The sequence below is a fragment of the Undibacterium sp. RTI2.2 genome, assembly GCF_035018705.1.
Lineage (GTDB): Bacteria > Pseudomonadota > Gammaproteobacteria > Burkholderiales > Burkholderiaceae_D > Undibacterium.
Map to the genome: position 1 here is coordinate 48,784 of NZ_JASJXN010000025.1, position 15,010 is coordinate 63,793.

Genomic DNA, 15,010 nt, shown 5'->3' on the forward strand with positions numbered 1-15,010 from the left:
GCGGGAGCGGCTTTGCGTAAATCCTGTGAATTGAAAAATTGAAATTTCATGTTTAGTCTTACAGCAAATGTCTCATTATAAAACGACCCTCGCGGATGAAGCCGCAACACAGGCTCTGGGCAAACGTCTGGCATTGCACCTGCAAGCCGGGCTGAGTATTTATTTACACGGTGATCTGGGTGCAGGTAAAACCGCCCTGACCCGCGCCATGCTGCATGCAGCAGGACATCAAGGCCATGTCAAAAGTCCTACCTATAACCTGGTCGAAACTTATACCGTGCAATTGCATGGGCAAGCGGTGAATATTCTGCATTTTGATCTGTATCGGATGACTAGCCCAGAAGAATTTTTAGAAGCTGGCTTCCGCGAAGAATTCAATGACAGCACAATTTGCATAGTCGAATGGCCAGAAAAAGCGGATGGTATCTTGCCACCCGCCGATTTGAACATCTTTTTAAGCGTCGCAGGCGATGGGCGTAAGGTAGAATTGCAAGCCTTGTCTGACAAAGGTAATGCATGTTTAGCAAAATTGAATTTCGCTCCCAATCTGTAAGCCAAAATGATGCGCCATTAGACACAGCTGAGGGCGCAACTATAAGCGCAACTAAGGGCGTAAAAACCCGGCGCACCTTCCTCAAGGCGGGGAGCACACTACTCATTTCCATCACCGTCCCCAGCCTTATCCCGAATATTGCTCAGGCAGCCCAAATTTTGGCAGTACGCGTCTGGCCTGCTGACGACTATACCCGCGTCACGCTGGAAAATGACAGCGACTTAAAGACCAGCCATTTCATCGTCAAAAATCCAGAGCGTCTGGTCGTAGACATTGAAGGGATAGAACTCAACCCTACCCTCAAAGAATTAGTCGCAAAAATTCAATCTAACGACCCCTACATCAAACAAGTGCGGGTAGGACAAAATCGCCCTAATGTCGTCAGGCTGGTGTTTGATCTGAAAGAAGAAGTCAATCCACAAGTATTTACGTTACAGCCAGTCGGCAATTACAAACATCGCTTAGTGTTTGATCTGTACCCATCCAACCCGCCCGATCCTATCGCAGTAATGATAGAAAAAGGCAACTGGAACACTGAACTACCAAAAGATCTGACGCCATCTAAACCCGATAGCCCGGGATTGAAACCCGAAATCAAGCCCGAATTAAAGTTTGGGAATAAACAAGAAAATAAAACTGATCCGGCAAACTCCGAAACAAATAAAGCACCAGAAAAAATTTCCGGTTTAACCCGTATGATCACGATCGCAATTGATCCGGGTCATGGTGGCGAGGACCCCGGTGCGATCGGGCGTGGCGGTAGTCGGGAAAAAGATGTCGTACTATCGATTGCCAAGCGTTTAAAGGCCAAAATTGAGCAACAACCCAATATGCGCGTGATGCTGACACGCGATGCGGATTTTTTTGTGCCACTGAATATGCGGGTACAAAAAGCCCGCGCCGTGCAGGCCGATTTATTTATGTCCGTACATGCAGATGCGTTTGTTAATTCCAGCGCGCGCGGCTCCTCCGTATTTGCGCTATCAGAAAAAGGAGCCAGCTCCACTGCAGCACGCTGGATGGCAAACAAAGAAAATTCGGCAGATCTGATTGGCGGCGTGAATATTAAAACTCATGACAGACAACTGGCCAGCGTCTTATTGGACTTATCCACGACGGCGCAAATCAACGACAGTCTGAAGTTGGGTAAAGTCGTGCTGAATGAGATCAAAGGCATTAACGACTTACATAAAGGCTCGGTCGAACAGGCGGGCTTTGCGGTACTCAAAGCGCCAGACATCCCCAGCATTCTGATCGAGACAGCGTTTATCTCTAATCCGGAAGAAGAAGCTAAACTGACCGATGATGCTTATCAGGATCAAATGGCAGATGCGATTGTCAAAGGGATAAAAAAGTATTTTGCCAAGAACCCGCCGCTGGCGAAGAACAGATTGACTTAGTATTGGATTAGTTTTAAACGTCGGACTGAATTTAAGCTAAAGAAATTTAAGCTTAAGAATCGTCACTAACGGCAAGGATTTCAGCGTCCGAATCACAGCCAATCCCGGATGCAATCCAGCGTCGTATTACTCGCTGGATTATTTTTTCTGTCCCAGTTTGCCAACTCAGCGGTACGCATTTTAAAACGTATCTCAGCCAACGCAAATAATCCCTTGGCTGCACCAGCAAACCGCAGCGATAAATTTTCTCATTATCTTGCCACTGCAAAGCACGGCAAGCACCATGCCACTGCCATAAAAAAACCCTGGCCACTGGACAGGGTTCTGCTGCACAACACACACCACAACCATTACAAGCTTGACCCAGCGCCGGCTTAACCGGCGCTTGCTGCTTAAGCCAAATAGTGTGCTGCGCTTTATTCATTCACCTTAGCCGAGGTCAACTTAGCTAACCACTGAGAAATTACTTTTTCAAAAATCGCTTACCTAATTTCCAAAGAGCACCCAAAACAATAGGGAAAACAGCCGCACCAACACCGATTAATACAATCAAATTAAGGTGGTCACGGACAAAAGGAATATTCCCAAAAAAGTAACCGCTCAACACCACCGAGAACACCCAAAACAAAGCACCGATGACGTTATATATCTGAAATGTTCTGTGCGTCATGTCCGACACACCCGCCACAAATGGCGCAAACGTACGCACTAAGGGGATAAAGCGCGCCAGCACTACTGTTTTACCGCCATGCTTTTCATAAAATTCATGCGTTTTTTTGATGGCATTTCTATCTATCCACCGGAAATCTCGCTCTAACACCTTATGGCCGATTAAACTACCTATCCAATAATTTAATGAATTGCCACTGATCGATGCCGTGATGAGCAACACCATCAATAGCGCCAGATCCATGTCCCCGCGAGCGCAGAAGGTGCCGGCAATAAACAAGAGCGAGTCGCCTGGCAAAAATGGAAAAATAACGAAGGCAGTTTCACAGAAAATAATCGCAAATAAAACCACATACACCAAGGTGCCATATTGCGCGATAAACAATCCTAATGATTTATCGACATGCAAAATCATGTCTAACAACTTTACAAAATCCATAAGTCTCCCGGGTAGAGGCGCAATCATACACCAACAGATCGCAGAATCTAGTACTTAGCACAGGTATAATCTGCGGATGAACGCGACACCAAATATATCCCCTGCATCCCCCTCACCCCGCCCTATTTTGGCGCTACCCGATCAACTGATATCGCAAATCGCTGCGGGTGAAGTTGTGGAGCGGCCATCGGCTGTGGTAAAAGAATTACTAGAAAACGCTCTGGATGCCGGCTCTACCAGCATCCAGATCCGCTTAGAAGAAGGCGGCGTCAAACGGATAGCGATTAGCGACAATGGGCGCGGGATTCCTGCCGACCAATTGCCACTTGCAGTAGCACGCCATGCCACGTCAAAAATTGCCTCGTTAACCGATCTGGAGAATGTGGCAACCCTGGGTTTTCGCGGTGAGGCACTTGCCTCGATTGCCTCGGTCGCTTTGTTGACATTAACGACGCGCACAGCAGAAGCACCGCATGCCTGGCAAATTGAGAATGGCAAAATCTCACCCGCGTCTGGCGCGCAAGGGACGACTGTGGATGTGCAGGATTTGTATTACAACACGCCTGCGCGCCGCAAGTTTCTTAAATCTGAACAGACAGAATTTGGTCATTGCGCCGAGATCGTCCGCAGAATTGCGCTGGCACGTCCCGATGTGACATTTTCACTATCGCATAATGGCAAAGCCGTTGATCACTGGAACATCAGCGCGATTGATAAACGCAGTGCCCATATTCTTGGTGACGCTTTCGCCAATGCCCGGCTGGCACTGGATGAGAGCGCAGGTCCTCTGCGCCTACACGGCTTTGCAGGTCTACCGACAGCATCCAAAGCCAGAGCTGATGCCCAATATTTTTATGTCAATGGCCGCTTTGTCCGCGATAAATTATTAACCCATGCAGTACGCGCTGCGTATCAGGATGTATTGCACGGCGACCGCTACCCGTCTTATGTATTAGCGTTAGATTTAGACCCTGCACTTGTCGATGTCAACGTACATCCATCCAAAATTGAAGTCCGCTTCCGCGATGGTCGTGCTGTACATCAGTTTGTATTCCATGCGGTTAGTCGTGCATTGGCACAAACTTCGGCAACATCGTTTGGCACAGTGCCCGCCCCTGCCACTGCAATGGGATCAACCAATACCGGCAGCGGAAAAATCCCCTGGACGAGTGGCGAACAAACATCATTTAGCCAACAATTTAGTCAGGAATTCAGCGCTAAGCCAAGAGAATTTAATGGCTACGCTTTTGAGTCACAAAACAATCCGCAAGGCGGCGTTGCACAGACAACGCAAAGCTATGGGGCGCTGTTTGCACGCGACCTCAATCCTATGGGCGATGCGCTCACGCAGACAAACGCTGCCAGCTTTGCGGGTAGCGAGTTACCCAATGATGAGCATCCGCTAGGCTTCGCACTGGCGCAGCTACATGGTGTTTATGTGCTGGCACAAAATAGCAAGGGTCTGGTGCTGGTGGACATGCATGCAGCACACGAGCGAATTTTGTACGAACAACTAAAAAATGCGCTGGATGAAAACAGCATGCCAGTACAACCGCTGCTCATCCCTATTACTTTTTATGCCGACGGGATTGAAGTCGGCACGGTGGAAGAGCATCAGGCAGTTTTACAATCACTGGGTTTTGATATCGCTGCAATCTCGCCAACCACACTAGCCGTACGTGCTGTGCCAGCGCTGCTCAAGAATGCTGACGCGCAATCACTGGCACGCGATGTATTACGTGAAGTCAGAGAATTTGGCGGATCACGAGTGCTAATTGACCGTCGCAACGAATTGCTCGGCACTCTGGCATGCCACACCGCCGTGCGCGCCAATCGTAATCTGACGGTGATAGAAATGAACGCACTGCTACGTCAGATGGAACTCACTGAACGCGCCGATCAATGCAACCATGGTCGTCCAACCTGGGTACAGATGGGCTTGAATGATCTAGACAAAATGTTTTTGCGCGGTCAATAAAAAATGAACATAAGTTGAAAAATAAGTTGAATAAAATAAAGTGAACAACCGCCCTAAAGTCATCGCCATCATGGGTCCAACTGCGTCTGGCAAAACTGCCGCCGCGCTGGAAATCGCACGCCATATTCCATCAGAAATTATCTCCGTCGATTCCGCATTGGTATTCCGCGAGATGGATATCGGCACAGCAAAACCAAGCGCAGCCGAACTCGCCTCCGCACCGCATCACCTGATCAACATCATCGATCCGAGCGAAGCCTACTCAGTCGCCCAATTTTTAACCGACACCAAACGTTTAGTAGAAGATATCCACGCACGAGGCAAATTACCGCTGCTAGTTGGCGGCACCATGATGTACTTCAAAGCACTGGTCAACGGCCTGGATGATCTGCCCGCGGCAAACCCGGCAATCCGCGCAGAACTGGATGCCGAAGCTGCACGCGACGGCACACCAGCATTGCACACACGGCTCGCCGCACTAGACCCGATTACCGCCGCCCGATTAAAACCAAACGATACACAACGCGTCCAGCGCGCACTAGAAATCATCGCACTGACCGGTCAGGCAATGTCCTCACTACTAGCGCTACAACCCAAAAGCGAAATGCCATTTGACATGCTATCGCTGTCGCTAGAACCCTCCGACCGGGCAGTTTTACATCAACGTATCGCCCGACGTTTCGACATCATGCTGGAGCAAGGCTTTTTGGACGAAGTCCGCACACTACGCCAGCGCGGCGACCTCAACCCAAACATGACATCCATGCGCTGCGTAGGTTACCGCCAAGCCTGGGAACATCTGGACGGCATCATCGACTACCCAGAACTGCGCGAACGCGGCATCATCGCTACCCGCCAGTTAGCCAAACGCCAGCTCACCTGGCTAAGGTCAATTCCAGAGCGAATTGTGATTGATTGTCTAGGACAAAATCCGACAGCGGCCATACTAGAGCAAGCAATTTCTTATCAAAATTCCTAATCTAAAAAGCAAAACAGCCGCAGCAACTGCGGAAAATCAGATTTTAATATTGACACCCCCAAGTCGAAATGGCATAATTTCGGGCTTCTTGGTGATATAGCTCAGTTGGTTAGAGCACAGCACTCATAATGCTGGGGTCGGTGGTTCAAGTCCACCTATCACCACCAGATACACGTTCAAAGAGCTTCTTTAACGTCTTAAAACCCGCTTCTAGCCCAGTGCTGATGCGGGTTTTTTGTTCTCTAAGCGTTTTTAACGGCCATTTACATCCAGCATTTTTGCATCCAGACTTGAGCACATAATCGCTTAACCCCAAAAATACTTGGATGCAAAATACCAAAACTCGCCAAACCTTTTACTGAAACACAGGTCAAGAACGCTAAGCCAATCGCCAACTACACGGATCATCACGCCGCTAATGCTGCAACACATCAAGGTTCCGGTAGTACTGATGGCGATAGACAAGACATGGGTGACGAACAACGCTCAGTCAACTCGCTACCCGGCGGCGAATCCTTCCTCGTTTCATTATCATTAACGCTAGGCCTGGCATCGCTATCATCGAACCGTTTACGGGTCGAATCGCTGTTCATCGACGAAGGCTTTGGCACTCGACGAAGATATGCTGCGCGTAGCGATGCACATACTAGACAGCCTACAAGCGATGAGCCGCAAGGTCGGCATGATCTCGCATATACAGAAAATAACAGCGCGGATTGCTATCAGGATTTTGGTACAGACGACGGCTGGAGCGCGGAGTTTGGTAGGGGTTCGGCGGTTTACTTCTTAGACAAGACATTAATTTTCTTTACCTCATGTATAGTTGTTTGCTTGACCATCGTGAGCAATATCAAAATGGTCGAATAGTAAAACTGAACTCAGCTTTTTCATAGGAAAGCGTTAAAAATGACGACAGAAACAATGTCATCCCCATCAGCTCTAGCACCTTCGGTGCGCATCGAGACTCGTATCTTGCTAGTGCGCGGCCAAAAAGTGATCATCGATGCGGATTTGGCTGAACTCTATGGTGTGCCGACCAAGGCACTGAATCAGGCAGTGAAACGTAATGCCCAGCGCTTCCCGCAAGATTTCATGTTTCAACTAACATCCGTTGAAAAGCAAGAGGTAGTCACAAATTGTGACCACCTCAGTAAATTGAAATTTTCTAAAACTCTACCATTTGCCTTTACCGAACATGGCGCGATACAAGCTGCCAACATAATCAACTCAGATCAGGCAGTCGAAATCGGTGTGTATGTGGTACGCGCCTTCGTGCGTTTACGCGAATTGGTTCTATCCAACAAAGACTTGGCACAGCGCTTCGATGAGCTAGAGAATAAAACCGATTTAATGGAATTAAAGCACGACACCTTTGAGCACAATACCCGCCTGCAGTTAAAACAAGTGTTAGAAGCGATACGGGAATTGATGACGCAACCCGAGCTAGAATCAGTGAAGAAACGGTCGATTGGGTTTATTGAGCAGGATGAAAAGCCGAGCAAACCAAGTGCAGCTAAAGCAAAAAATGACATATTAAAAAAATAAGATGGCCCGGGGTTGCATTGAATTTTAAAGCGCCCCCCTCTTTGACCGATTTACTCTCTAACATGAGGTGGCTCGTAATTCCACCACATCTAAAATTATTTATTCAAACGGAATCATTGTGATGACCATCAAAATTGATGTGACGGTAACTACAAAGCTTGGCTTTGCTTCGCAGCAAAACGCTGTTCCAGTGCTGCGAGAATTAGAGATTACAAATAATAGTGAATCTGATTATGACGACCTCACGTTAATCTTAACTGCATCGCCAGCATTTCTTGAAGGTAAAACGTGGAAAATTGACCGCTTGCTCAAAGGCGATAGCTTGCATATCACTGACCGTGATTTAAAACTCAATGCTTCATACTTGGCCGATTTGTCCGAGAGCTTAAAGGGCGAGCTTAAGCTGCTCCTGAGTTGTGAGGATCAAACGTTGGTGGAAGAGTCGTTTGATATTGAAATTCTTGCCAATAACCAGTGGGGTGGCGCTGGGGTGATGCCAGAACTGCTCGCTGCGTTTGCGATGCCCAATGATTCTGCGGTAGATCGGCTACTAAAATCGGCATCTGACGTTTTACGCAGAGCTGGAAAAAAAGATTCGATTGATGGTTATTCAGACCAGTCCAGATCCCGAACCTGGGAGCTAACATCGGCGCTTTGGTCATCCGTTTGCGGCTTGAAACTCAGTTATGCCTTGCCGCCATCCAGTTTTGAAATGCAAGGGCAGAAGGTCCGAACGCCGAGTAAAATTCTCGATGGTGGTGTTGCGACTTGTTTAGATACTGCATTGCTTTTCGCTGCGTTAGTAGAGCAAGCTGGCCTTAACCCTCTGCTACTGCTCACTAAAGGGCATGCCTTTGTCGGGGTGTGGCTTCAGCCGCAAGAATTTTCCCAGTTGATCACAGATGAAGCATCTGCCGTTCGAAAACGAATTGAGCTGAATGAGCTAATCGTTTTCGAGACCACATTAGCAACGCAAGCCATTCCATCTAGTTTTAGTCAGGCTGTCGAGGCAGCAAAACGGCAAGTCAATGATGAAGAATTCATCATGGCGATTGATTTACGGCGTGCGCGTATGCAGCGTATTCGGCCTTTGGCTTTGTCGGGGCAACGTTTTCAATTTAATCAATCAGCTACGGAAAAGCCCGCATCGATTGACGCGTTGGAAGAGGCTCCATTACTGCCTGGCTTTGATGTTGAAATTCAAATTGAACCTGATAGCCCCGCTAGCAAACTCAGTCTTTGGCAGCGCAAATTACTTGATCTAACAACACGCAATCGCCTGCTGCATCTGCCCGATGGCGCGAAGTGCGTGCGTTTGATCTGCCCTGACCCCGCAAAGCTCGAAGATATTCTGGCTGATGGAAAGCGAATTCGCGTAGTCGCCATGCCTGATCTAGAGGCTGGTGGTCGCGACGTAGCGCTATACGAGCAACAGAATCGCGAAAACTTGCGTGATGAATACGCTCGCTCAGCTCTCAATCGGAATGAAGTTCTCGGCACCATTGAAAAAACTAAGCTGGATACCGCATTGGTGGATTTGTATCGGACCGCGCGTAGTGATCTTGATGAAGGCGGCGCAAATACGCTCTTTTTAGCCATCGGCTTATTGAAATGGAAAAAGTCTGCTGATGACCCTAAATCCTACTCGGCACCACTCATCTTACTGCCAATTAAATTAGAACGAAAAAGCGCGCTATCCGGCGTTACGATGAGCATGCTCGACGAAGAACCCCGCTTTAATCTGACCTTGCTTGAGTTATTGCGGCATGACTTTGAATTAAATATCCCTGGCCTCGATGGCGAGCTTCCGACTGATGAAAGCGGCATTGATGTTGAAGGTATATGGAACACGGTGCGTCGTGCCGTTCGGGATGTTCCAGGTTTCGAGGTTACGCACGAATTAGTGCTGGGCACATTCTCATTTGCCAAATATCTGATGTGGAAGGATCTAAGTGATCGCTCTGAACAATTATTGAAGAGCCCATTGGTTAAGCATTTGTTAGAACGCCAAGCGGATGGTAGCGATACCATCTCGCACAAGGAATTTCCACGAGCCGAAGAGCTCGATCAAAAAATTTCACCTGCTGAATTGTTTACACCGCTTCCTGCCGATTCTTCGCAACTGGCTGCAGTGGTGGCCTCAACGGCTGGGCATAGCTTTGTCTTAGACGGGCCACCCGGAACCGGTAAGTCGCAAACCATCGCAAATATGATTGCCCACAATCTAGCGCTGGGTCGTCGAGTTTTGTTTGTTGCAGAAAAAATGGCCGCGCTTGATGTGGTATATCGACGCTTGGAAGAAAAAGGCCTTGGCGAGTTTTGCCTTGAATTGCATTCGAGCAAAACATCAAAAGTAAGTGTCTTAAAACAGCTGGAGCGAGCGTGGGATACACGTGAACTATTGACAGCCGAAGAATGGTCGACCGAGGCTGCTCAGGTTCAGCGATTGCGCGACAAATTAAATGGCGTCGTTAGTTTGCTGCATAAGCGCTGGCCGAATGGGCTTTCTGTTCATCAGGCGATGGGTCGCGTCATTCATCATGGATCATCTTCAATTCCGCGTCTTAACTGGCCGGACGGCACGACACATGATCTGCCTGCGATAACACAATTACGAGATGTGGCTCGCCGTTTGGATTTAAACAGTGCAGCAGGGCAATCGCTATCTACTGGTTTCAAATTGTTATCGCAAACTGATTGGTCCAATGGTTGGCAAGAGTCGCTGATCGCGGCTTCGCGTGAGTTATTGAATGCGATTAATGAATTGAGCGATGCTCAAACAAACTTCATTAAATCAAGCCAACTGCCGTTACAAGGCAGCCAACATAGCGAGATTGCTCGGATCATCACCTTTGCCGAAGTGCTAGAGAAAACGCATGGTGTTGATCTGGCATTTGCATTTTCGGTCAACGCCACGGCAAAAGTTACCGCGGCTCACGAGGCAATAGCGCTGATTAGTGAATATCGCAAACTTGAACCAACATTATCGTTGGCTTACTCCGCTGAGGCCTGCCGCCGAATTAATCTGGAGCAGATTGAACGGAGCTGGATTGAAGCAGAAGGTAAATTCTGGCTTTTAGCAAGCTTCGCGAAAAAAAAGGTGGCACGCCAACTAGCCGCAGTAGGCGGTGGTGTTGGTCTTCCAGATGTGGTTGCCGATTTAACAAAGTTGCGGCAACTAAAAGTGCTGCTGGCCGAGCTGGATAAACTAAGTATTGAATTACAGGGTATTCCGGGCTGGGCATCTTTAAATAGCAATATTTTCCAGATGGATGTCACTCTAATGCTGAGTGACAAATTGCGCTCAGGCATAAGCATTATGGCGCAATCACCTGAGCATGCTGTGACGCTTCGTAGTGCAACGTCCAGATTGGTGATCGAGGCGAACGAGCTTTTGGGGGCAGATGGCACAATTATTTCTGCGCTCAATCGGTATAAATCAGCCTTCACACGTTTAACGCATGGACTTGAACGGTTCAAATTACTGAGCACCGATACCGCCGAAATCAATGCAGATCTAGCTAGCCTTCACGATATGGCGAATTCCATATGCAAACTGGAAACACAACTTAAATCTTGGTGTGATTGGTGTCGTGTTCGGTATGAAGCGCAAAAATTGGGCTTAAGACCATTGGCTGATGCGGTGGCAGAAAATGCGTTGCCGACCATTGGAGCGTTAGAGGCATTTGAAACTGCTTATGCGCGTTGGTTTGCGACCAAAGTGATTGATGCCGAGCCATTGTTGCGCAATTTTGTCTCTGCTGAGCACATGAGTGATATCGAAGCTTATCGTCAGGCAGAAGATAATTTATCTAAATTATCTGTTCGCTATGTACGCGCAAAATTATGCGGTCTGATCCCATCGAAAAACGATACGGGCAAGCAGGCGGGATTTGCCATTCTCAAGCATGAGTTACAGAAATCACGCCGTCACAAACCAGTGCGTCAATTAGCCGTTGAAATGGGCGATGCCATGCAGAAGCTGGCGCCTTGTATGCTGATGAGTCCACTGTCTATTGCGCAATATTTGCCTACTAATTTAGCGCTGTTTGATCTGGTTATTTTCGATGAAGCCTCACAAATTGCGCCATGGGATGCGATTGGTTCCATTGCACGCGGCAAGCAGGTGGTGATTGCGGGTGATCCACGGCAAATGCCCCCAACCAGTTTCTTTAATCGCGGCGCTTCTACATCGGAAGATGACACCGAAGATGACATGGAGAGCATCTTGGACGAATGCTTGGGGGCGGGTATTCCGAGCCATAGCTTGAGCTGGCATTACCGCAGTCGGCACGAGAGCTTGATCGCATTTTCTAATCACCGCTATTACGAAAGTAATTTGATCACTTTCCCTGCGCCAGAAACTCGCGCCAGTGCCGTCGAGTGGCGGTACGTAAATGGTGTCTATTCACGCGGCAAAGGGCGTAATAATCAGGCCGAAGCGGAAGCAATGGTCGCTGAAACGGTTCATCGCCTCACCGATCCACAATTTGTGGCGCAAGGCCTAAGCATTGGCATTATCACGCTCAACAGTGATCAGCAAACCTTAGTTACCAATTTACTCGATCTAGCACGCCAAAAACACCCTGAAATTGAGCCATTTTTCCAAGAAGGCTTAGCTGAACCCGTAGTAGTTAAAAATCTTGAAACCGTGCAAGGCGATGAGCGGGATCTGATTATGTTCGGTATTGGCTATGGCCCGACTGAGCCGGGCTCAAAAACGATGTCGATGAATTTTGGCCCTTTAAATAAAGAGGGCGGATGGCGGCGTCTGAATGTCGCGGTGACTCGCGCACGGCGTGAAATGCTAGTGTTTACGTCCTTTGATTCAGCGATGGTTGATTTAAACCGAACTAGCGCACGCGCCGTTCGTGATTTGAAACATTTTATTGAATTTGCCAACCGTGGCCCGAGGGCATTAGCTGAAGCAGTGCAAGGTTCTGTCGGCGGGTATGATTCGCCGTTTGAAGAAGCCGTTGCCGAAGGTTTGCGTCGCAAAGGTTGGGAGGTCATACCGCAAATTGGCGTATCACGGTTCCGGATTGACCTGGGCATTGTGCATCCAGACCGTCTTGGTGATTATTTGCTGGGTGTTGAATGCGATGGCGCGACGTATCATAGCGCCGCCACCGCGCGAGATCGGGATAAAGTACGTAGTGCCATTCTGCAAGGATTGGGTTGGAAGCTATTACGAGTATGGTCAACCGATTGGTGGATTGATAAAGATGGTGCGTTAGAACGGCTGCATGCTTCGATTAATGCTCAGCTTCAAGTATCGCGGGCGACACCTCTGCCAACTTTTAAACTGACTGCCCCAGTTATCGTGGAGCTTCAACAGCCGAGCGTTGAAAAGGACTTGCTCGTTGATACAGCAGCTGTGACGACGATGAGTAACATAGCGAACTCAACACAACCGCCTGAATTGCATTTCGCGCGGTTTAATAAGAGCAATGTATCCGTTTCAGCGAAGCAGTACCGAGTGACTGATTTTGCGGACTTAAGCCATCAAATCAATGCAGAGCTATTTTATTCGGACGAATATAACTCGGTTTTAGCGACCTTAATAGATCGTGTGCTCGCGCATGAGGCGCCTATTTTGGACTCTTTGTTAGTACAACGAATTGCCCGTGCTCATGGTTTTTTGCGATCTGGCCGTTTGATTCGTGAGCGGGTACTTGAACTAGTCGAGCAAAAATATCACCTACAACTCGATGCAGCTAAAGCCTTGTTTGTTTGGAAAAATAAGCAGCATTGTCAAGATTGGGCTCATTACCGCACTCCGGCGTCGGATAACGATGTTAGATCTATTGAAGAAATTGCGATGGAAGAACTAAAAGCCGCGGCAAGTATCGTGTCGGCAGAGGATCATGCGCTTGAAGTGGCACGATTATTTGGAGTAAAAAGGCTAACCAGTACTGCGCGCAGCAAAATTGAAGAAGCAATCAGGAACTAGTTATTTCGAAAAGTTAACCTGAAAGCTCATCATAACGCTGCGTCTACAACAGCAACTGGTCACGAAATATAGTGGGTTCTGGAGAATTGAAAAGGCGCTGTGTTAGTTCTAAAAGGCGCGCAGGCGCTTTGGTACTTATTGACAACTAAAAGGGCCAGCATCGCAATACTTTTAAGCTCGATATAGACGCCATGTAGACCTGTGAAATTCAGGCATAAATTTAAGCTATCTAATTATATGGGCGTCTTGTGAATTTCTAAATTTCAGGGGAGACTCAATCGGGAGCTACCACGTAAAGTCATCCGGGATCTGGAAGGCGGCATACGGATCATCCGCATAGATTTCGGTCGTTGTCTTCTTCACCCGCACCACCAGTAATGCATCACGCTCGGCGATTTTGTCCGCGATGATCCGGGGCAGTAATTCTGTTTTACCCTCCAGGCACACGATCACCAGTCGGCCAGCGATCAAATGCGTCTGTACCTCTGCTGACACATAGATCTTATCGATCTTGGTACCGTGAGTGTAGTAATAAGCGATGTCGCCAGCGCCTTTGCTTTGGCGATTTTTTTGCACCAACTGCACAATTTGCGCAAGGATCGCTTTTTGGCTCGCGGCCGCATCGCGTTGCGCATTGAGTTCACGAGCGCGTTCGGCATTTTTGCGCTGCACCTCAAGCGCGGCCAGACGCGCCTCATCCACGCTCTCGTTGCCAGTCCGGCGCTCGACCTTCTTTTGCTTGCTCTTTTCCTGGTGGACCAGTTTGGCTTTGTTTTTATCGACGAGTCCCGCTTTTAAAAATTGATCTTGTAACGACGCCATCATACAACTCCGAAAAATAAGTGCCCACGGTCCAAGGCAACGCTGCCGACCAATGGTAAGCCGCTAGCATAGCAAAATTTGCTATGCTGCAAGGCCATAACCCGCCATAAGTAAGGCAGCCCTCCGCTAATTACTTAATAAAGCTATTTTTTCTTACACTTAGATTCCCACGCTCCGAAGACATCCATATTGATCGGACTATCTGGGCCATTCACTTATCAAAAACAATCAACGATGCAGTAAGGTGCTTACCTTGCCGGGTACTCAGGTAGTTGAACTTCTTGGTGTATAAACTTCCATTTGTGTGCAACATAATCGAGTACTAAGCTGCCTTCCAAAAACTCTTTCATTCCAACAATACCGACAGTATCTACTGCAAATTTTGGTGCTGGCGCGTCACAATATCCAAACAAACCACCGCTTAAATTGTATTTTCCTACGACCATTTCTGTACTCATATTTTTGATCTCGCACGTAATGGTATTAGATACCGCTGGTAGTTTTAGCGATAACGCTGCTTGTTCTTTTTGTCGAGTCTTTGCTTTCATATCAATCCAAATAACTTGGTCAAACGGCGTAAAAGTAAACATTGCAGCACCCGTGTCCAATATTGCATATTCAACAGATCTGCTCGGAAGTTTAACTTCTACAGCGATGTGCCCGCCCTCCCAC

11 protein-coding genes and 1 tRNA gene are annotated in these 15,010 nt (G+C 48.1%); 9 read left to right on the plus strand and 3 right to left on the minus strand.

Going from position 1 to position 15,010, the window contains the following annotated elements; translation table 11 throughout:
- Positions 1–67 precede the first annotated feature (67 nt).
- The 3 genes from tsaE to QN395_RS14215 all read left to right on the plus strand — a co-directional run bounded on the left by tsaE (position 68) and on the right by QN395_RS14215 (position 2,331).
- The gene (gene tsaE / locus QN395_RS14205) at positions 68–553 is read left to right on the plus strand and encodes a tRNA (adenosine(37)-N6)-threonylcarbamoyltransferase complex ATPase subunit type 1 TsaE (protein WP_323492237.1); all 486 of its coding nucleotides are present in this window, start codon (positions 68–70) and stop codon (positions 551–553) included.
- A complete protein-coding gene (locus QN395_RS14210; RefSeq protein ID WP_323492236.1) occupies positions 517–1,953 on the plus strand; it encodes an N-acetylmuramoyl-L-alanine amidase in 1,437 nt (478 codons plus the stop codon). The genes tsaE and QN395_RS14210 overlap by 37 nt, the downstream gene beginning before the upstream one ends.
- A gap of 108 nt (positions 1,954–2,061) precedes the next feature.
- Positions 2,062–2,331 (plus strand): hypothetical protein, encoded by a 270-nt coding sequence (locus QN395_RS14215; protein ID WP_322119959.1) that lies wholly within the window; start codon positions 2,062–2,064, stop codon positions 2,329–2,331.
- An 85-nt stretch (positions 2,332–2,416) separates the two neighbouring features.
- Here the strand turns inward: QN395_RS14215 and QN395_RS14220 are convergent, their stop codons facing one another.
- Positions 2,417–3,061: a VTT domain-containing protein gene (locus tag QN395_RS14220; protein WP_322119960.1), complete on the minus strand. Its 645-nt coding sequence runs from the start codon at positions 3,059–3,061 to the stop codon at positions 2,417–2,419.
- 76 nt (positions 3,062–3,137) lie between these two features.
- Between QN395_RS14220 and mutL the strand changes: the two genes are divergently transcribed.
- The 6 genes from mutL (at position 3,138) to QN395_RS14250 (ending at position 13,516) form a co-directional block, all read left to right on the plus strand.
- On the plus strand, positions 3,138–5,039 hold the full coding sequence (gene mutL, locus QN395_RS14225) for a DNA mismatch repair endonuclease MutL (RefSeq protein WP_323492235.1): 1,902 nt from the start codon (positions 3,138–3,140) through the stop codon (positions 5,037–5,039).
- 40 nt (positions 5,040–5,079) lie between these two features.
- Positions 5,080–6,018 carry a tRNA (adenosine(37)-N6)-dimethylallyltransferase MiaA gene (gene miaA / locus QN395_RS14230; protein ID WP_323492234.1) on the plus strand — a complete coding sequence of 313 codons (939 nt, stop codon included), beginning with the start codon at positions 5,080–5,082 and terminating at the stop codon, positions 6,016–6,018.
- A 90-nt stretch (positions 6,019–6,108) separates the two neighbouring features.
- Positions 6,109–6,185 (plus strand) — tRNA-Met (locus QN395_RS14235).
- A gap of 301 nt (positions 6,186–6,486) precedes the next feature.
- Positions 6,487–6,885 (plus strand): hypothetical protein, encoded by a 399-nt coding sequence (locus QN395_RS14240; protein ID WP_416352055.1) that lies wholly within the window; start codon positions 6,487–6,489, stop codon positions 6,883–6,885.
- A 39-nt stretch (positions 6,886–6,924) separates the two neighbouring features.
- Entirely contained in the window at positions 6,925–7,563 is a 639-nt protein-coding gene (locus QN395_RS14245; protein WP_323492233.1) for an ORF6N domain-containing protein, read from the plus strand.
- A gap of 121 nt (positions 7,564–7,684) precedes the next feature.
- Complete coding sequence (locus QN395_RS14250; protein ID WP_323492232.1) at positions 7,685–13,516, plus strand: DUF3320 domain-containing protein; 5,832 nt, start codon at positions 7,685–7,687, stop codon at positions 13,514–13,516.
- Positions 13,517–13,801: 285 nt separating this feature from the next.
- Here QN395_RS14250 and QN395_RS14255 read toward each other — a convergent pair whose 3' ends face one another.
- Entirely contained in the window at positions 13,802–14,338 is a 537-nt protein-coding gene (locus tag QN395_RS14255; protein ID WP_323492262.1) for a DUF2058 domain-containing protein, read from the minus strand.
- A gap of 248 nt (positions 14,339–14,586) precedes the next feature.
- The coding region (locus tag QN395_RS14260; RefSeq protein WP_323493109.1) for a hypothetical protein at positions 14,587–15,010 on the minus strand (424 nt) is incomplete at its 5' end.